At 34.8% G+C, this 20,579-nt stretch carries 17 protein-coding genes; 1 reads left to right on the top strand and 16 read right to left on the bottom strand.

From position 1 onward, the window contains the following. The first annotated feature begins 28 nt into the window (after positions 1-28). Entirely contained in the window at positions 29-1,387 is a 1,359-nt protein-coding gene (locus GM921_RS02450; RefSeq protein WP_182921027.1) for a sensor histidine kinase, read from the top strand. Positions 1,388-1,759: 372 nt separating this feature from the next. On the opposite strand, the gene GM921_RS02445 is transcribed toward GM921_RS02450, so the two are convergent. The 16 genes from GM921_RS02445 to GM921_RS02370 all read right to left on the bottom strand — a co-directional run bounded on the left by GM921_RS02445 (position 1,760) and on the right by GM921_RS02370 (position 20,573). Then, positions 1,760-2,359 (bottom strand): CDP-alcohol phosphatidyltransferase family protein, encoded by a 600-nt coding sequence (locus tag GM921_RS02445; protein ID WP_182921026.1) that lies wholly within the window; start codon positions 2,357-2,359, stop codon positions 1,760-1,762. A 91-nt stretch (positions 2,360-2,450) separates the two neighbouring features. Then, positions 2,451-3,722, bottom strand: a complete 1,272-nt coding sequence (locus GM921_RS02440; protein ID WP_182921025.1) for a glucose-1-phosphate adenylyltransferase — start codon at positions 3,720-3,722, stop codon at positions 2,451-2,453. Between the two features lie 12 nt (positions 3,723-3,734). Then, complete coding sequence (locus GM921_RS02435; RefSeq protein WP_182921024.1) at positions 3,735-5,141, bottom strand: glycogen synthase; 1,407 nt, start codon at positions 5,139-5,141, stop codon at positions 3,735-3,737. 191 nt (positions 5,142-5,332) lie between these two features. Then, positions 5,333-6,130: a uroporphyrinogen-III C-methyltransferase gene (gene cobA, locus GM921_RS02430; protein ID WP_182921023.1), complete on the bottom strand. Its 798-nt coding sequence runs from the start codon at positions 6,128-6,130 to the stop codon at positions 5,333-5,335. A gap of 172 nt (positions 6,131-6,302) precedes the next feature. Next, entirely contained in the window at positions 6,303-7,553 is a 1,251-nt protein-coding gene (locus GM921_RS02425; protein WP_182921022.1) for a sulfate adenylyltransferase subunit 1, read from the bottom strand. Between the two features lie 134 nt (positions 7,554-7,687). Then, positions 7,688-8,593 (bottom strand): sulfate adenylyltransferase subunit CysD, encoded by a 906-nt coding sequence (gene cysD, locus GM921_RS02420; RefSeq protein ID WP_182921021.1) that lies wholly within the window; start codon positions 8,591-8,593, stop codon positions 7,688-7,690. Between the two features lie 54 nt (positions 8,594-8,647). Continuing rightward, on the bottom strand, positions 8,648-9,352 hold the full coding sequence (locus tag GM921_RS02415; RefSeq protein WP_182921020.1) for a phosphoadenylyl-sulfate reductase: 705 nt from the start codon (positions 9,350-9,352) through the stop codon (positions 8,648-8,650). Position 9,353: 1 nt separating this feature from the next. Further along, complete coding sequence (locus GM921_RS02410; protein ID WP_182921019.1) at positions 9,354-10,865, bottom strand: TSUP family transporter; 1,512 nt, start codon at positions 10,863-10,865, stop codon at positions 9,354-9,356. Next, positions 10,849-11,625 (bottom strand): uroporphyrinogen-III C-methyltransferase, encoded by a 777-nt coding sequence (gene cobA / locus GM921_RS02405; protein WP_182921018.1) that lies wholly within the window; start codon positions 11,623-11,625, stop codon positions 10,849-10,851. The genes GM921_RS02410 and cobA (GM921_RS02405) overlap by 17 nt, the downstream gene beginning before the upstream one ends. Further along, complete coding sequence (locus GM921_RS02400; protein ID WP_182921017.1) at positions 11,622-13,715, bottom strand: HEPN domain-containing protein; 2,094 nt, start codon at positions 13,713-13,715, stop codon at positions 11,622-11,624. Before GM921_RS02400 ends, cobA (GM921_RS02405) begins: the two co-directional genes overlap by 4 nt. 200 nt (positions 13,716-13,915) lie before the next feature. Beyond that, the gene (locus tag GM921_RS02395) at positions 13,916-14,353 is read right to left on the bottom strand and encodes an RrF2 family transcriptional regulator (RefSeq protein WP_182921016.1); all 438 of its coding nucleotides are present in this window, start codon (positions 14,351-14,353) and stop codon (positions 13,916-13,918) included. A gap of 89 nt (positions 14,354-14,442) precedes the next feature. Then, entirely contained in the window at positions 14,443-15,669 is a 1,227-nt protein-coding gene (locus GM921_RS02390) for a sterol desaturase family protein (RefSeq protein WP_182921015.1), read from the bottom strand. Between the two features lies 1 nt (position 15,670). Next, positions 15,671-16,423 carry an alpha/beta fold hydrolase gene (locus tag GM921_RS02385; RefSeq protein WP_182921014.1) on the bottom strand — a complete coding sequence of 251 codons (753 nt, stop codon included), beginning with the start codon at positions 16,421-16,423 and terminating at the stop codon, positions 15,671-15,673. Positions 16,424-16,674: 251 nt separating this feature from the next. Continuing rightward, positions 16,675-17,943: an NAD(P)/FAD-dependent oxidoreductase gene (locus tag GM921_RS02380; RefSeq protein WP_182921013.1), complete on the bottom strand. Its 1,269-nt coding sequence runs from the start codon at positions 17,941-17,943 to the stop codon at positions 16,675-16,677. 150 nt (positions 17,944-18,093) lie between these two features. Further along, positions 18,094-19,092, bottom strand: a complete 999-nt coding sequence (locus tag GM921_RS02375) for a 4-hydroxyproline epimerase (RefSeq protein ID WP_182921012.1) — start codon at positions 19,090-19,092, stop codon at positions 18,094-18,096. Beyond that, on the bottom strand, positions 19,089-20,573 hold the full coding sequence (locus tag GM921_RS02370) for an aldehyde dehydrogenase (NADP(+)) (protein WP_182921011.1): 1,485 nt from the start codon (positions 20,571-20,573) through the stop codon (positions 19,089-19,091). Before GM921_RS02370 ends, GM921_RS02375 begins: the two co-directional genes overlap by 4 nt. Between the last annotated feature and the right edge of the window lie 6 nt (positions 20,574-20,579).

The raw sequence follows: 20,579 nt of genomic DNA, 5'->3' as shown, positions 1-20,579 counted from the left end.
GCTCGAACTTTAAACTTTCACTTACCCAATGTTTTATCAAAGATTTACTTTTCGTTTAATAAGCCGCTTATTATTGATCAATTTGCTCGGCATATTGTTGTTTTACCTTATTCGTAATACTCAGTTATGGTTTACGATTACGGGCGTAAGCATCATTTTATTGGGCAGTATTATTTCGCTCTATTTTTACATTAATCAGATTAGAGAAGATATTAAACGCTTCATATTAGCTGTTAAAACAAGAGATCATACTTTAAATTTTAAGAATAAAGCTACTAAAGGAAGTTTTCCAGAATTATACGAATCATTTAATGAAATCATACAAATTCATAAAGACATTCAGTTAGAGCAAGACTCTATTTTTCAACTTATTAAAACCATATTAGAGCAAGTTCCTGTTGGTGTAATCGTGGTCAAAAAAAATAAAATTGAACAAGAAAAATCTGAAATCTCTTTCTTCAATTTAGCCGCAAGTAATTTATTAAATGTTCCTGCATATAGTTACTGGCATAGATTTGAGCAACATTTACCAATTTTCGCTCAAGAAATAGAAAAAATATATACAGGCGGAAAACGTTTTCTCGAACTAAAAATACAAGACAAATTTATTCAACTTTCTATAGAAGTTATTCCACTTAATCTTTATGGTGCTGATCATATTATCATTTCATTCCAAAATATTAAAGATGAAATTGAGCAAAAAGAAACCGAAGCTTGGAACCGTTTGATTGGCGTAATCTCTCACGAAATTTTAAATTCTATCACTCCTATCAGCTCACTTTCTGCTACCGTTAACCAAATGATTAGCGATAAAACAAGTTTAAACAGTGAAGATCTGGAAGATTTAAAACCAGCTTTACAAACCATTAAACGTCGCTCCGAAGGTTTATTAGATTTCGTAAAAGATTATCGATTAATTGCCGAATTACCTACTCCAAATGCAGAACAGCATAGTGTTGGCGAAATCTTACAGCATGTAAAAGTGCTAATGCAGCCGATGGTAAGTGCTAAACATATTAAATTACAGGTTTTGCAAACTTCCTCAAAAATTTCGCTACAAATAGATTTTAAATTAGTGGAGCAAGCATTAATTAACTTAATTACCAATAGCATGTATGCGCTTGAAAGTGTAGAGCAACCCATTATTGAGGTGACTTATCGCTTAGCACACAATAAAGTATACATTGATGTAATTGATAATGGAAACGGCATCGAAGCAAGTAATATTGAGAAAATATTTGTGCCTTTTTATACCACACGCAAAAATGGATCTGGAATTGGCCTAACGATTACGCGTAATATTATGAAAATGCATGGTGGTAGTTTAGAAGTAAATTCTATTCCAAATCAGCAAACAACTTTTTCTTTGGTGTTTAATTATGCTTAGTTAAACCTATCATCCTGAGCTTGTCGAAGGACATTTTAACCGCACAGTAGTCTTCGATAAACTCAGACTAACATTGAGGATCTTTTGAAAGTGAACTCCAGTAATTCTTGGCAACATCAGCCCTGCTATTCGCTTTACTCCATTTCATTTCGTGTTCGCTACTATCAGGCTTATGAACAAAGTTGGTGCAAAAAACAACTTTCAGCTCTTACAAAACTCCATCAAAAAATTAAGTGAAATTATTTTAAAATAAATACGACTAAATTAGTAGTCTTTATTTTATTTTTCTATATTTGTCCTGTTCATACACATTTATATTTGGTTTAAGAAAAGCGGCTACCTGGATGGGAAGCCGCTTTCTTAGTATAAATATCAGCTATTCAAATACTTACTTTTCTTAAATTCAATACCTTTTCTTATTAAAATAGCATGGTAAAAACTCGGAATATCATGTGTCCATTTTGGTAAAAACAAGATGATTAAAATCACATCTATCTGAGAAATTAAACCCAAAATAATACAAATTTTCATCATCCATCCGCCGTAAGCGAAACCTAATAAACACGTAAAAGTAGCTAACAAAGTAAGTCCCCACATTTTAGAAACAAAGGCATGCGTACACGTTTCTTTTCCAAATTTGATTAAACTAACACCATAACAAACCGCTTCCATTAATACAATTGCAAGTACTCCAATTAAGTTTTCTTTAATCAATTCGGGATAAATGAGATAACAACTCACAGAAATACTCAGCCAAAAAATCAAATCCGTCTGACTATCCAATCTTCTCATTTTCTCGGTATCTATTTTCATTTTTCTAGCAATAATACCATCAAAAATATCAGATAGTAAGCCTAAAAACATCAGTATTAATACGATATAAGTAACTTCTTCTCTCCAAACATAAGAGAGAAAAATAATGATTGGAGCTAATAAAAATCGAAATAGAATTAATAAATAGGGAATACTCATAGGGATGATGTTAGCTGAATATATTTTCAAGATAACAAAAAAGCCCTTACTTTTCAGTAAAGGCTTTGAATTTATCAAAAGGTTAACTTTATTAAATCACCGTTCCATTTGGAATTATGGCTCCTTTTTTAACCACAACAATCCCATCTTTTACTACATACAATCCATAATCACCCTCGGTTAAATGAGTACCGCCATTAATGCGTACATCATCTCCAATACGGCAATTTTTATCTACAATAGCATTATTAATATAGCAACGATCGCCAATACCCAACAAAGGTTGACCAGCATCTGTTGCCTCTTGTATTTCTGCTAAAGTTTGGTAATGATCTGTTCCCATCACGTAAGCATTTGCTATGGTTGTTCCTTTTCCAATTCGAGATCTAATCCCTAAAACTGATCTTTCTACTCTACTTGCTTGTATAATGCATCCTTCAGAAACAATAGTTTTTTCTAAAGTTGTACCCGATATTTTTGAAGGAGGTAGCATTCTTGCTCTGGTAAATATGGTATGTGCATTATCAAACATATTAAACTGAGGCAATTCATCCGTTAGACCTAAATTTGCTTCAAAAAATGAAGAAATATTACCAATATCGGTCCAATAACCTTCGTATTGATAGCTTAACACATGATTACTCAGCAATGATCTTGGAATAATTTCCTTACCAAAATCTTTTTCTTCAGGATTATCTTTCAACAATTTAATCAGTAAATCACGATTAAATATGTAAATACCCATTGATGCTAAGTAATTTCTTCCAGCACCTTTCATTTCATCGCTGGTTTCAGAAGTCCAATCTGGTAATAAATCTGCTTTCGGTTTTTCTATAAATGAAGTAATAAAGCTTTCTTCATCAGTTTTTAAAATTCCAAACTCAGTTGCATCACAAGCACTTACAGGAATAGTGGCAATAGAAATTTCTGCTTTCTTATCAACATGGGCTTTCAGCATTTTTTTAAAATCCATCTGGTACAATTGATCTCCAGATAAAATGAGAATATAATCAAACTCATGATTTACAATGTGATGCATACATTGTCTAACTGCATCGGCTGTACCTTGAAACCACGTTGGATTTTCTGGTGTTTGCTCTGCGGCCAAAATATCTACAAATGCCTTAGAAAAATGACTAAAGTGATAGGTGTTTTTTATGTGCTTATTTAGAGAAGCCGAGTTAAATTGTGTTAACACAAACATACGGTGGATGCCGGAGTTTATACAATTTGAAATAGGAATATCAACTAAACGATACTTGCCTCCTATTGGTACAGCTGGTTTTGAGCGGGTTTGTGTTAGTGGAGATAATCTTGATCCTTGGCCGCCACCAAGAATTACACCCAATACTTTGTCGGTCATATATATTTAGTTTTACATTTGGTATACATCAATATACTGTTGAGCAGCTCTATCCCAAGAGTGGTCCAAAGTCATGATAAACTTACGAATTTCTTTCACTTTTTTCTGATCTAAAAATAAATCAAAAGCCCTTCCAATGGCATGTCCTACATCCCAAATATTGGTTTGATCGTGACAAATTCCAAACCCTCCATCACCAATATCAATTACTGTATCTTTTAATCCGCCAATGCGCCTTACAATTGGAATTGTACCATAACGAAGTGCGTACATTTGGTTCAAACCGCATGGTTCTACTCTCGATGGCATTAAGAGAAAATCTGCACCTGCATAAATTTGATGCGATAATGCTTCATTATATCCAATATACGCGTTATACCTTCCAGGAAATTGGTGAGTCAACGCATTTAATCGATCTTCTACATCAGGTTCTCCCGAACCTAATACCAAAATATTTATTTCGCCATCACTTTGTTGTAAAGCATTATAAAAAATATCGGGCAATAAATCTGCGCCTTTTTCTCCAACTAAACGTCCAATAAATGTGTAAAGTGGTTTTGTTGAATCTAAATTAAAAACATTACATAATGCTTCTTTGTTTGCTTTTTTTCCACTTTCTACAGTACGAACAGTAAATCCTTTGGTTAGCATCGGATCTTTTTGTGGATTCCAAACTTCGTTATCGATACCATTTAAAATCCCAACAGATTTTCCTCGTTCTTGTGCAAATAAACTTTCTAATCCGTTGGCTTTATGACTAATTTCTTCTAAATAACTTGGCGAAACCGTGGTTACTCTCCAAGCACATTTTATAGCAGATGCTAATGGATTGATGGAATTATCCCAATCTAATTTATAGGCGTTACGTAAATCAAATGATGGTAAATAATGTAATTTATCCCAACCAAACTGACCTTGATATTGGGCATTGTGAATAGTTAAAATAGTAGGAATATGGCTTAAATGGCGATAATTATGACAATTACCAACCATAAAAGGAATTAAACCTGTATGATGATCATGGCAATGAATTACATTTGGTTTGTGTTCCCATTGGGCAATCCAATCTAATGCGGCAATTTGAAAAGCTAGGAAACGTTCGGTATCATCATCGTACCCATATACTTTATCACGATCTAATAAATCAGCTATATGTACCAAAAATAAATCGAAACCGAGTTTATTTGTTTTTTCTCTAAATATCCTTGCCTGAAAATTAGCAGAACCCAATCTAACCCAACCATCATACACAACTTCGAACTCATTTTGGTGCAGAAATTTTGTGTTATAAGCTGGCATTACCACTTTGGCAACATGATTTAGCTTATTTTGATATTTAGGTAATGCCCCAACAACATCACCCAATCCGCCAACTTTAGCTACTGGGTAACATTCTGCACTGAAGTGTATTATTTCCATAAGTAGGGATTTGAAAAACTTACTCAAATTAGGCAATAGATTGAGTATTGCAAACATTTCTTAAAAATAATTTTCAAAATTCCTTATTGAAAAAGACATTTGTTAAGGGGAATATTTTCAAAAAAGAAAAGCCTTGATAAACTACCAAGGCCTTCACAACAAACAAAAAAATAAGTATAATTTATAAGAACCTAGTACTCTTCTCTTTCAAGAATAGCGTAAAACTCTTTTATTGCATTAAATTGAGGGTGGAGAGATACCACATTACCAAATACTAACAATGCTGGAGAACTAATATTTTTTTCGATAATTAATTCTTCAATCGTTTCTACCACGCCAACAACTACGTTTTCTTTAGCTGATGAACCATTTTCTATCACGGCAACTGGTAAATTAGCTTTTCCTTCTGCTTTAAATATCGAGGCAATTTCTTTAATCTTTTCTACACCCATTAGCACTACAATTGTAGCGTTGGATTTTGCAGCTACATGTAAATCCTGTGAGATTTCTCCGGCAGCATTTGTTCCTGTAACTACCCAAAAACTTTCGCTTAGCGTACCATAAACCATAGGGATTTTTTGCAAGCCTGGAACTCCCAAAGCACTAGAAACACCTGGAACAATTTCTGTTGGAATACTATATGATTCTGCCACATCTATTTCTTCGTAACCACGAGCAAAAACAAATGGATCGCCGCTTTTTAGTCGAACTACATGACCATAGTTTAAAGCGTAATCTATCATTAATTTGTTGACTAATTCTTGTGAAAATGATTCATCGCCAGAGCGTTTACCTACATAAACTTTAATGGCATTTTCTGGAGCATAATTTAATAATGCTTCATTTACCAAAGCATCGTACAATACAACATTTGCAGTATTTAAGGCTTTAACACCTTTTAACGTTAACAAATCTGGATCTCCAGGGCCTGCACCAACTAAAGTAATTTTTGGCTCAATTATGGTTTTTTCTAGCTGCTTTACTATCATCTTTCAACAAATTAATATAACAATGCAACAAATATATATAATATCTATGGAATTAGTAGTATTTATTTTTAAATAATTTTTAACTGATAGTTGATGGCTTATAGTCAATGGTTTGGATGCATATAGATAGTTCTCTAACTCAATTCCTATGCATCCAAATATGATCTATTAACTACTCTACCGCAGCTCTAAACATTAAAGCACCAACTGTTAAATTTGTTCGACTATCTACCAAAATTGCAGAACCATTTGTACGATTTTCATTATAAATATCAAAAGATAAAGCTTCAGCAGTTTTAAGAATAACTCTTCCAATATCATTCAATTTAAACTCTTCGGCGCTGTGTTTTTCTAGCGTATTGATATCCACTTTGTGCAAAATTTCATCGATTTTACATTTGGTAGTTTTGCTATTGTGCTGAATTAAATAGACCAATGAAGTATCTAATGCACGGCTATCCATCCAACATAAATCAGCTTCAATAAGTTTAGTATCGTGTGGCAAAGCCGATGAATTTACAATACTATCTCCCCTACTAATGTCAATATTATCTTTTAAATGAATGGTAACCGATTGACCAGCAATAGCTTCCTTTAATTCATTATCAAAAAATTCTATTTTACTGATAGATGAACTCGCTCCAGATGGCAATACGGTTATTTTATCATTCACTTTAAATGTACCGCTTAATACACGACCAGCATAACCTCTATAATCATGCAATTCGTCTGTTTGAGGTCTAATTACCCATTGAACTGGGAAACGAGCTTGTGCTAAAGTTTCTTGATGATCTGTATCTACTTTTTCTAAAAAGTGCAATAGACTTTCTCCTTCATACCAATGCATATTAGCCGAAGGTTGTACAATATTATCGCCTTTTAATGCACTCACAGGAATGTAAGTAACATCTTCTAAATTGAGTTGTTTTGCTAATATTTTATATTTATTAGTGATGGCATCGAAAACAGTTTCGCTATAATCAACCATATCCATTTTATTAATACAAACTACGATATGCTTAATTCCCAATAGCGAAACCAAGTACGAGTGGCGAATAGTTTGCTCTACAACTCCGTTTCTAGCATCAATTAAAATGATAGCCAAATTCGCTGTAGAAGCACCTGTAACCATGTTTCTAGTATATTGAATGTGGCCCGGAGTATCGGCTATAATAAATTTTCTCTTCTCAGTCTGAAAGTATTTATAGGCCACATCAATAGTAATTCCTTGTTCGCGTTCTGCTCTTAGTCCATCGGTTAAAATGGCTAAATCTATTGTTCCATCATCGTTTTTTCGATTAGAATTTTGTAACGCTTCTAATTGATCTGCTAAGATGGAATCTGTATCGTATAACAAACGGCCGATAAGGGTACTTTTACCATCATCTACGCTACCTGCTGTGAAAAATTTTAATATGTTCATAATTTTGAGATGTGAGAAGTTAGATTTGAGATATGAGAAATGACAAACTCTCTAACTTCATTAATATTTATATTTATTTTAAATTTGGAGGATGCAAGGTTCTCAAATCTCACATCTCAATACTCAAATCTTGTTTAAAAATATCCTCCTTTTTTTCTGTCTTCCATTGCGGCTTCAGAAACTTTATCGTCCATACGAGCACCGCGTTCTGATATTTTAGAATCGCTTATTTCTTGAATGATATCATCGATTAAATCAGCATCAGATTCTACAGCAGCTGTACAAGACATATCTCCAACAGTACGGAAGCGCACTTTTTTATTCTCTACAATATCTTCTTCATCCATATTTAAAAATGGAGAAGCTGCCATTAACTGACCATTTCTGGTAATACAATCGCGTTGATGTGCAAAATAAATGCTTGGTAATTCAATGTTTTCTCTGCGGATATAATTCCAAACATCAAGTTCTGTCCAGTTACTTATTGGAAAAACACGTACATTTTCGCCTTTATGAATTTTACCGTTGTAAATATTCCACAATTCTGGGCGTTGACGTTTTGGATCCCATTGACCAAACTCATCTCTAACTGAAAAAATACGTTCTTTTGCTCTGGCTTTTTCTTCATCTCTACGAGCCCCACCAATACAAGCATCAAACTTGTTTTCTAAAATTGTATCTAAAAGCGTAACCGTTTGTAGCGCATTTCTACTCGCATTTTTTCCAGTTTGTTCTATTACTTTTCCTTCATCAATTGATTTTTGTACAGAACCCACAATTAATTTTTCACCTATTCTGGCTACCATTTTATCTCGATAATCAATCGTTTCTTGAAAATTATGTCCAGTATCAATATGTACCAATGGAAAAGGAAATTTACCAGGTCTAAATGCTTTTTCTGCCAAACGCACTAGTGTAATAGAATCCTTACCGCCCGAAAAAAGCAGTGCAGGTTTCTCAAATTGCCCCGCCACTTCACGTAAAATGTGAATAGCCTCGGCCTCCAATTCATCTAAATAATCTAAATTATATCTACTCATACCACAACCCCTGAAGGGGCTTTTATATTTAAAATTCTTATTCTGTTATTAAAATTACGACGCTTGATGTAACCCGCACTCCTTTTTTGATTGATCTTCCCACCACCATCTGCCTGCTCTAAAATCTTCCCCAGGTTGTACCGCTCTTGTACATGGAGCGCAACCAATGCTTGGAAAACCTTTATCATGCAACGTATTATAAACTATGTTATTTTCCTTTATGTATTGTTTTACTTCATCTAAAGTCCATTCAAAAATTGGATGAAATTTTAAAAGTTTATTACCTTCATCCCATTCCACATCCTTCATGTCTTCTCTATTCGGACTTTGCTCTGCTCTAATTCCAGTAATCCAAATTTCATTACCATTTAATGCTCGTTTTAATGGTTCTATTTTACGGATGTAACAACATTCTTTCCTGTTTTCAACCGATTCATAAAAGCTATTTGGTCCTTTTGTATTGACCATATTTTGCACTAAATCTGTTTGCGGATAATACGCGTGAATAGGTTGTTGATAAACTTCCAAAGTTCTATTCCACACATAATAGGTTTCTGGAAATAAACGACCTGTTTCTAACGTAAACACTTTAATTGGGATGTTATTTGCAAAAATAAGATGCGTTATTACTTGATCTTCCCAACCAAAACTTGTGCTAAACACTATTTTTCCTTCAAACTTGCGAGCTAAATACCACAACTTATCGATAATAGTTAAACCTGCTAATTCTTCTTTTATATTTTTTTCTAAATGTTCCATCTTAAATCAATTTTAAAATGAATAAAATAACACTGCGAGCACTTACCAACATAACAATAATACCTACGGCCACCATAATGGTTTTTGCCGAAATCCTATTAGATACTTTTGCCGCTATTGGCGATGCTAAAGCGCTTCCTATAATTAAACCCAAAACTGCTTCCCAATACCTGCCGCCTAACATGGTGAAAAACGTTAATGAACTTAATGTGGCTATAAAAAATCTTGAAATTTTTACTGTTCCTAAAGAAAACAAAGGATGTCTACCTCCAGCAATTAATGAAGAAAGGACGATTGAACCCCATCCACCACCAAATGCCGCATCTATAAATCCTCCAAAAAAGCCTAAAATTCCAATTCTTTTTATTTTATTTTCTGCTTTTTTCCTTCTGATATTAAAGGCTTTCATTAAAATAATTCCACCTAAAATAAGCGTATAAACTGCCACAACAGGTTTTGTGTACTGACTATAATGTTCTAATGATGACAATAAATAAGCACCAAGAACTGCCCCAACAATCGCTGGAATGATTAATAATTTAAAGAGTTTCCAGTTTACATTTCCCATTCTAAAGTGCATCCATCCGGCTATGCCGTTGCTTAAAACTTCAGAAATATGAATAGCCATACTGGCTGATGCTGGCGGCAAACCCATTGCTAATGAAAAAGATGCAGAGGTAACGCCATACGACATTCCGATTGCTCCATCTATCATTGCAAAAACAAATCCTGCTCCTAAAAACCAGTAAAATAATGAATCAATATGAATAAGGAACGATTGAAATTCTGGTTCTGTATTCCACAATGTGAAACCTACAGCGCCTAAGAAAATTACAATGGACAACCAAATTAACCAATTAATATTTGCGGCTAAAAAGCTTTTTCTTGGATTAATTAAGCTTTCCGTAACCTTATTCAATTTTTTCACTTTTACAGCGAAATCTCCGTTTAAAGTTTGACGCAAGGCGCTCATATTTTGCAGCGTTGTGTCTAACTCAGCTGGTAAACTATCATTTAAAATCTCTTTTAAACGTTTGGCGATTGTTGGCGATTTCCCATTGGTAGAAATTGCAATTTTCAAATCGCCTTTTTGTACAATAGAACCTAAATAAAAATCACATAATTCTGGTTTATCAGCCACGTTAATTAGCAAACCTCTTTCGTGTGCTGCCGTTCTTATTTCTTCATTTAAATCGTTGTTATTAGTTGCGGCGAATACAATGTCGATATCATTTAAATCACCAGCATCAAAACTTTTTTCTTTTAGTTTTATGTTTGGATGATTTGCTAAAAACAAACGGAATTCTGGAGAAACTACAGCGGCAACAACTGTAACCCTTGCATATTGACTGTTTTTTACGATTGCATTTAACTTTTCTAAGCCAATATTACCTGCGCCAATTAATAATGTACGCAACTGATTCAGCTTTATAAAAACTGGAAACAGCTGATTTCCTTCTTCCTTTTGAGAAAAAGCCACATTATTAGTTTGAATGTTAGGCAATGGAAGCATATTGTTTAATTAACGATTTAAACGATGGATGAAGCGATACTACTTCTCCAAAAATTAACAATGCAGGCGCTTCAATTTTTTCTCTTTTAACGATATCGTAAATTGAATCAACTGTGCCAACTACTAGTTTTTCATCTTCAGATGAACCATTTTGAACTACCGCAGCTGGCAAATTATGTTTACCGGAAGTTTTAAAAATTTCAACAATTTCTGGTAATTTTTTTAGGCCCATTAATATAATTACGGTTGCTTTTGAATTAGCCGCTTGATAAATATCTTCAGAAATCTCTCCTGAAGAAGTCATACCGGTAATAACCCAAAAACTTTCGCTTAAACCGCGATGCGTAACTGGAATTTGTTGCAAACCAGGAACTCCGATAGAACTTGAAATACCCGGAATTACATTTACAGGAATGTTGTATGAAGCTGCATAATCTAATTCTTCATATCCTCTACCAAAAACAAATGGATCGCCGCCTTTTAATCTCACTACGTGACCATAGTTTAAAGCGTAATCTATCATTAATTTATTAATAGCGTCCTGCGAAAAAGAATGCTCACCAGAACGTTTGCCTACGTACACTTTAATCGCATTAGCAGGTGCATAAGCTAGTAATGCTTCGCAAATTAATGCGTCATACAATACAACATCTGCAGTTTGCAACGCTTTTACTCCCTTTAAAGTTAACAATTCCGGATCTCCAGGACCTGCGCCTAAAAGGGTTATTTTTGGTTCTTTATTTATTTTTTGATCTCTCATGATTGTAATGCTCCTGCCCTAACGGCTTTAACTTGTTCTAAAAATTGATTTGCAGCTGCAAGATATTGTTGTGCAAATTCAGAAGATGGTTCATTCTTGTTAATCTGTAAAACCAAATCAGAGAAATTGGTATCAAAACTAAATTCTCCAGTGGCTACATAGTTATTATCGAACTCACGAATTACGCCAATTTGTGTACTGCTATTAATGCCTTTATCCAGCAATAAGGCTTTAGCGCCACTCACAAATACACTATACGCATGGTAAATTGCATCGGCAAATGCCTGTTCATTTAAAGCTTGTGTTGCCCAACTAAATTTCTCTTCAGCTTCTAATAATAAGGTAGCAACCAAATCAATTACAACACCAGCACATTCTCCAACACCAATGGCAGTTGCAAAAATTTCTTCATGTCCCCAATCTACAAATTCTTCATTTTTTAATGCTGTTAAATCTGCTAAAGGTTTTAATAATTGATAAAAATGATCTTTCCCTTTTCTATCATAGTATTGATGAAAGTTTTCATCAGCTAAATTATTAGTCTTAAAATCGTTCAAAATATAATGCAAAACTTGTGTTGCTCTTTTCGATGGAACTTTAATTACACGTTCTGCTACTCTGCCTACGCCATCGCCAACTGTACCACCACCCAACATCACTTGCACTGCTGGTACAACTTTACCATCTGCTTTTACCGAACTACCGTGAAAACCAATTTCGGCCAAACCATGTTGACCGCAAGAATTCATACAGCCACTAATTTTTATTTTGATGTTTTTCTCGTAAATAAACTCAGGGAAATCTTCATAAATCACTTCTTCTAAAACCTCAGCTAAAGTCATGCTATTCGATATACCCAAATTACACGTATCTGTGCCTGGGCAAGTGGTAATATCTGCTAAACTATCAAAACCTGCATTGGCAAAACCGATGTTGAATAATGCATTATATAATGATGGCAAAGCATTTTCACTCACAAATTTTAGCAATAAACCCTGATTTTGTGTAATTCTTATCTCGTCAGCTACAAACGGTTTAATGGCATTGATAAAAGTTCTAGCTTTATCAGTTTTAATATCGCCAACCTGTACTTTTACATATACGCCGAAATATCCACTCTGTTTTTGCTCAAAAACATTTGTAGCCAACCAATGTTGGTAATGGTTTTCGTTTGCTATTTCAACTGGCGGATAATTTTGACTTACCGGAAAAACAGGTTGAGGAACTGTAGTTAAATCTATTTTAAAGGTTTTTACTTTGTTGGCCAATTGTTCTTCTTCAACCAAACGTAAAACCTCTTCTAAACCTAGTTTTTGAACTAAATATTTTAAACGAGCTTTATTTCTATTGGTACGTTCGCCATAACGATCAAAAACTCTTAATACCGATTCAGAGAATGGAATTAATTCATCTTCTGGCAAAAAATCATTTATTGAAGCTGCTAAAAATGGTTGCGCTCCTAAGCCACCTGCAAATAAAACTTTAAAACCACGTTCGCCTTTTTCATTTATTTTAGGGATAAAACCTAAATCGTGGATATAACTAAATGCGGTATCTTTTTCGCTAGAAGAAAATGAGATTTTAATTTTCCTTCCCATTTCCTGGCAAATTGGATTACGCAAGAAATAAGCAAATACTCCATGCGCATAAGGCGAAACATCAAAAGGTTCGTCTGCATCTATGCCTGAAGTTGGTGATGAAGTTACATTACGAACCGTATTTCCACATGCTTCTCTAATCGTAACATCATCTTGTTCTAATTTTGCCCAAAGTTCTGGCGTTCTATCTAAACTTACATAGTGAATTTGTATATCCTGACGAGTTGTAAGGTGTAAATTTCCACTTCCGTATTCATCAGCAATATCCGCAATGCGAAGAAATTGTTTAAATGTTACTTTACCAAAAGGCAATTTAATACGAATCATTTGTACGCCAGGCTGTCTTTGTCCGTAAATACCACGAGCCAAGCGCAAACTCCTAAAACGTTCGTCATGAATTTTTCCAGAACGAAAATCATTTATCTTTTTTTCTAAATCGATAATGTCTTTTTCTACAATAGGATTTTCCAGTTCTGTTCTAAAACTCTGCATTTCTTACACTAATTAAATATTGGTTTGGAGGTTTTGTATCAAAATTAAGATACAAAACTAATAATTTATTACTGCAAATATATAAAGTATATAGACTTAGTAGTTTATTTATTTGAAAAAAGATTTAAAGACATTACAATCTGATGTTTTATGAGTTCAGAAAATTGTTAAAATTGATTGGTTTGATGAGTTAAAATTTACTAATCCAATTTAAGAAGTGCCTTTTCGCTTTCGATAATATGAGCGATGCTTGTTTCACTTAAAACCTTAAGACTGGCGTCTCTTACATCAATAAATGCTTTACGAATACCACATGTTACTTCATCATGGCATTCTTCACATTTGTGATAAAACTTTAAACTGGCACATGGCACCATTGCAATCGGACCATCAGTAATACGTAAAATATCTACCAAGTAAATGTCTTCTGGATTTTTATTTAGGCTATAACCGCCTCCAGCTCCTTTTTTACTGTATAAATATCCCGCATTGCGGAGATCTAGTAGTATTTGCTCTAAAAATTTTTTAGGAATATGCTCTTCTTCTGCGATACGAGCAATTTGCATTGGCGGTTGTGATAGGTTTTTTCCTAAAACTACCAGCGCTTTTATAGCGTACTTTGTTTTCTTGGATAGCATATAAAAACAAAGCTAATAATTAAAATGTGAGTTTTGAAAAAAATTCGTCATAAGTAATGTAACATGTTCTTGGGGTATTTTTAGCTAACTTAATTAGTTACTTTTTCGTACTGCAGTACATAATTTCGGTATACATTACTTAGCGAAAATGCTCTTTCTAAAAGGATTAAAATTAGAGTTGGGATAAAAATTAGTCCTAGTAAATCGAACTTTAAGAAAACATAGCTAAATACAAGTATTAATCGCAAACACTCTAAATAATAAATCCACTTACGTTGTTCTAATAATGCACCGCAATTAATTAAGGTTAAGAGAATAAATAGCAAGATGAAAAGTTTATCAGCCAAGTCTAAATAGCTAAAAAATGCAGTAGTAAAAGTTAAAAATGCTACACAAACAATAAGTTGTCCGTTAAGGTATTTCTTAAATTTAAATCGATATTGATCATTAGATTTATGTTGTAAAAACCGTTTTTCTAACAATGGTCTAATATCTTGGTTAAGCAGTGCAGGATTGCCAAATACTACTTTCCATTTGTTTTTTATGCCATTTTCTCTTTTAAAAGCTTCAATTAATTCGAAATAATAATGAAAATGTTGCCACAAAAAACTATAGCTTTTAATTGGATGTGTTAAGCCATATTTTGGGGCCCCCTCTTCTCGCTGAAAAGTGCCAAACAATTTATCCCAAAACACAAATACATCACCATAATTTTTGTCTAAATATTTTTCATCGCTAGCGTGATGAACACCATGCAATGACGGAGTAATTAAAATATGTTCTAGCCATCCTAATTTACCAATCAACTGTGTGTGAGTGAAAAAAGAGTAAGCGCCATGTACGGTTAAAATAGTAATTACCATCACAGGGTGAAAACCAACAAATGGCAATGCACACCAAAAAATATTCCGTATTAAAGCTTGAAAAGCGGTAATTCTTGCAGATACACTTAAATTAAACTCTTCGCTTTGATGGTGTACAATATGCGCAGCCCACAAAAAATTAACTTGGTGACCTAACCGATGATACCAATACCAAACTAAATCTGTAGCTAAAATTAGTAAAACCCATACCCACCACGTATTTGGGATATTAAATACAGCGTAGTTTTTATAGACGTAATTAAATAACTCATAAAAACTAGCAGCGATAAACAGGTTCAGTAATCGCTCTGCAATACCGATACTTACGTTAGAAACCGAACTTTCATATTTGAATAAATGTCCTTTTTTTAGATGAACTGCTAGCGCATACTCCAAATACAAAAAAATAAAAAACGCAGGAATTGCAAAAGCCAAGTAGTTAATATGCTCCATTTTATGCAACTAAAAATTGGCTAACATAGGTATTAAACAATTCTGGTTGCTCCATCATGGGTGCATGACCACAGTGATTAATGTAATGCAGGGTGGCATTGGGTAATAATTGATTAAATTCATCAGCTACTGCTGGCGGAGTTACAATATCTTGCAGACCCCAAATTAACAACACCGGAATTTGAATATCTGGTAAGTATGCCGCTAAGTTTTGCTTCTGTGCATCTCTAGCTAAACCAATAATAGATAATACTTTTAATTTATGCTGTACTACTCCAAAAACATGATTTATCATTTCATCATCTACTACTTCTTTTTGGTAAAATACATCTTCAATTTTCGCTTTGATGTAATTGTAATCTTTTACTCTAGGGAAAGAGCCACCAAAAGTGTTTTCATACAAGCCAAAGCTTCCTGTTAAAACCAATTTTTCTACCTTGCCAGGATGTTTTAACGTATAGAGCAAAGCCACATGACCGCCTAAAGAATTACCTATTAAAACTGGCTTTACAATTTTATTTTGATCAATATACTGTTCTAAAAACGTAACCAACTTATTTAGTCCCTGCCCTATCAGATTATTAAATAGTGGGAGTTCTGGCGCCCAAACTTTATGCTCGACTGCAAATCTTTTCTCTACGGTTTTCCAATTGCTTAGGTTGCCAAACAAACCATGTAGTAAAATAATATCTTTAGCTTGTGTAGCGCAATGCGGAAGAAAATTTTGCTGTATCTGATTTAATTGTGCTTGCATAATCTTGGAATTTTGAATGAGTTAAAACAAAACTTTCCAAAAATAGCAATATTTTAATAAAGACTACTAAAATTGTAGACTTTATTTTACTTAGCCTCCACGTCATCTCGAAAAAGCGAAGCGACTGAGAGATCTACTTAACAGATTTTCTCTATCGGTTGGTGTCTCACCAACCGAAACCCTAACTTACTAAGGTCGGTGAGGACACCAACCTTTAGGACGGAAATGACAAGTTGTGAAAGAGATATAAACTAATTAAAGCGGTTTGGCGAATAGATATCTATCGCTTTAGATAATTTAGCATTTGTTACTAATTCAGACACCAGTTTGCCAGTAATAGGTGCTAAACTAACTCCCATCATGCCATGACCACCTGCTACAATTAGATTTTTTAAACCTTTGCTATAACCAATATATGGCAAACCATCTGGAGAGCAAGGCCTAAATCCATACCATATTTTATCGATTTGAGGAACGGCAACTTGGTAATCTGGATAATATTGAGGAATAGAATTTACAATTCCTTGCACCCTATTCATATTCACTTTGTGATTAATTGGCGCAATTTCCATGGTTCCGCCAAAACGCACCTGACCATTCATTGGCGTTACTGCAACCCTTGCTTCTAGTAATAATGCTGGATGATGAATTGGACTAGTCGGATCTACCATAAAAGAATACCCTTTACCAGGCATAATCGGAATAGTCAAATTAGCTTGTTGAGCCAATTCTGGCAGCCATGAGCCACCTGTCATCACTACTGTATCTGTTGTAAAATCACCTTTTGTGGTGTGAATAGTTTTGATTTCTCCGTTAGTAGTTTCTAGACCATTAACCTTACAATTGGTAATAATTTCAGCTCCATTAGCTTTTAAATAGGTAATTAATTGTTTCACCAAATCGTTGGGATATAAATGCGCATCGCAACGATAATGAACAGATCCTAATATGTCTAATTTGGTATCTGGCTCTAAATCCTGCGTTTCTTTGGCATTTAAAATTGCTACATCTAATCCTAACTGCTGCGCTTTTTTGGCCATATGTATTTCTTCATCACCAGTAGCTTGGTTTTTATAAAGCATTAAAATGCCTTTCTTTTCCAAACCAAAATTCAGTTCTGGTTCTTTGGCTAACTCATCATATAATTCCTTACTCAATAAATGCAAATCTCTTAACGGTTCTGCAACACGATCTACATGTTGTTGATTTGAGTATTTCCAGAATTTCAATCCCCAAGAAATCAGCTTTGGATTTAAAGATGGCTTCACGTAAAACGGACTTTTACTATCGAACATCCATTTTATGCCTTTACTAATCATTCCTGGCGCTGCCAATGGCACAAAATGACTCGGAACAATCATGCCCGCATTGCCCGAAGAACAGTTATTAAGCAAATCGCCCTGCTCTAATAACGTAACTTTAAAGCCTTGTTTGGTGAGATAATAGGCAGAACACAAGCCGATAATACCTGCTCCGATGATGGTGATATTGCCTTTATTTGTTGGGGATGATTCGTTCATTTGTATCATTGGTTCATTTGTTCATTAGGCTATCCTTCACTTCGGCTACGCTCAGTGCAAGCTCGCTCAGGATGACAAAGTGTGTTATTAAGGAGGATATGACAAGGTCGCTCAAACTCCCTCTCCTAAAGGAGAGGGCTGGGGTGAGGTTTATATCACCTGAAAACCATGCGCATACGGATCATCATCATCTATAAAAATGGTGTTATAACCTGTAACTTTTGCCCAACCTTCTATACCTGGTACAATTGCTGGTTGACCGTTAATCGTTGTTTCTTCTTCAATGGTGCCGATAAATTGAGAACCAATAATGCTTTCATGGATAAACTTATCTCCTTTTTTTAATTTCCCTTTGGCAAACCATTGCGCCATACGGGCTGATGTTCCTGTACCGCAAGGCGAGCGATCGATTGCTTTATCGCCATAAAAAACAGCATTTCTAGCAGTCGCCTCAGGTGAAATGGTAGCACCAGCCCATAGAAAATGACTTAAGCCATTAATGTTTGGATCTTCTGGATGTACAAAAGTGTATTTCTCATTCATCAACTTGCGACAAGTTCTACTCCAACTAATCAATTGATCTGCGGTGTAATTCTCTAATCCTTTAAAGTTTTTTTGAGGATCTACAATTGCATAGAAATTCCCGCCATAGGCTACATCCACTATTAATTCTCCTAAATCAGGGCAGTTTACAGTTAGTCCTTCAGCAGCTAAAAAAGATTTAATATTAATCAGTTTTACCGATTTAACTTTTCCATCTATCTGCACATATTCTACCAATACTAATCCCGCTGGAGTTTCTAAACGCAATTTTCCAGGCACTTTAGGGATTACTAATCCTTCTTCAATTGCAATAGTTACGGTGCCAATTGTACCATGACCGCACATGGGTAAACAACCGCTAGTTTCGATGTACAAAACGCCAATATCGTTAGCTGAATCTATTGGTGGATATAAAATACTGCCACTCATCATATCATGGCCACGAGGTTCAAACATTAATCCTTTGCGAATCCAATCGTATTCCTTAAGGAAATGTAGGCGACGCTCCATCATGCTATTTCCTACCAATAATGGACCTCCACCTGCTACCACTCTTACCGGATTCCCGCAGGTGTGGGCATCTATACAACTAAATGTTTTCTTCATGAAATTTGATCGCGAGTTAATTCATTATTTACAGTTCTCCAGATATTTAACGGATTACCATTCTTCAATTCTTCTGGTAAGAATTCATCATCCCAATTTTGGTAAGACAATGGACGAGCAAAGCGTTTAATTCCATCTGCACCTACAGACGTAAAACGGCTATCGGTACTTGCTGGATAAGGTCCGCCATGATGCATTGGCAAACTTACATCCACCCCTGTGGGAACATTATTAAAAATAAAACGACCACAAATATCTTGTATGTAATTTAACAATTCTTGGTGTGCTCTAATATCATTTGGCGTAGCCATTAAAGTAGCTGTTAATTGTCCTTCAATTGCTTTTGCAACTGCTAATAATTCTTTCTCATCTGCACATTGGATAATTAAAGAATAAGGACCAAAAACCTCTTGATGTAAGGTTGGGTTTTGCAAAAAGGTCTTTCCATTTGTAGTTGCTAAAGTAATTAGCCCTTTACCATCTTCTACTTCTTCATCGGTTTGAGAAACTACTTGTACTCCTTTTTGTGCCAACGCTTTTGCTAACTTTTCTGCATAGTTTGCAGCAATACCTTGATGCAACATTTTTGCTGGAACGGCAGTCTTTATTTCTCTTTTAAGATGTTGGATAAACCGTTCTAAACCATCAGTATCTATGGCAATGATTAAACCCGGATTGGTACAAAACTGACCCATGCCCAAGGTGATAGAACCAGCCATTTGTTTAGCCAAGCTTTCTGATTCAGTAGCTACTTTTTCTGGTAAAATAAATACTGGATTTACACTACCCATCTCTGCAAAAACAGGAATAGGATTTTTACGTTGGTTAGCCCAATCGAACAATGCTTTACCACCACCAAAAGAACCTGTAAAACCAATCGCTTTTACGGCATCATGTTTAGCTAAATATTCTCCCACCTCAAAACCTGCACCATACACATGACTAAAAATACCATCGGGCATATTGCATTTTGTAGCAGCAGTTAAAATAGCACTAGCCATTAATGTAGATGTTTTGGCATGTGCCGGATGTGCTTTAACGATAACTGGGCAACCCGCAGCGAATGCACAAGCTGTATCTCCGCCAGCAGTTGAATACGCAAAAGGAAAATTACTTGCCCCAAATACTACAACTGGGCCTAAAGGGATTAACATTTTACGTAAATCTGGTTTAGGTGGCGTATTTGTTGGTACTGCCGTATCAATACTTGCTTCTAACCAATTTCCTTGTTCGGCAGCTGCCGCATAGTTATTTAGCTGAAACATTGTTCTTCCTCTTTCTCCCACTAAACGAGCTTCGGGCAAATTGGTTTCTGCCATTGCAGTTTGAATCAATTCATCTCCTAAAGCCTCAATTTCTTTAGCAATTGTGCGCATAAAAGTAGCACGTTGTGCAAGTGAATAGGTTTTATATTGATGAAAAGCACTTACAGCTTTCGCCATCACTTCTTCCAGCTCTGCTGTTGTATTATCGTTGTACATATTCTA

This window comes from Pedobacter planticolens (assembly GCF_014172375.1).
In the GTDB taxonomy this organism is placed as follows: domain Bacteria; phylum Bacteroidota; class Bacteroidia; order Sphingobacteriales; family Sphingobacteriaceae; genus Pedobacter; species Pedobacter planticolens.
Note: the sequence above shows the minus strand (reverse complement) of the source record. Positions and strands in the feature narration are given on the sequence as shown.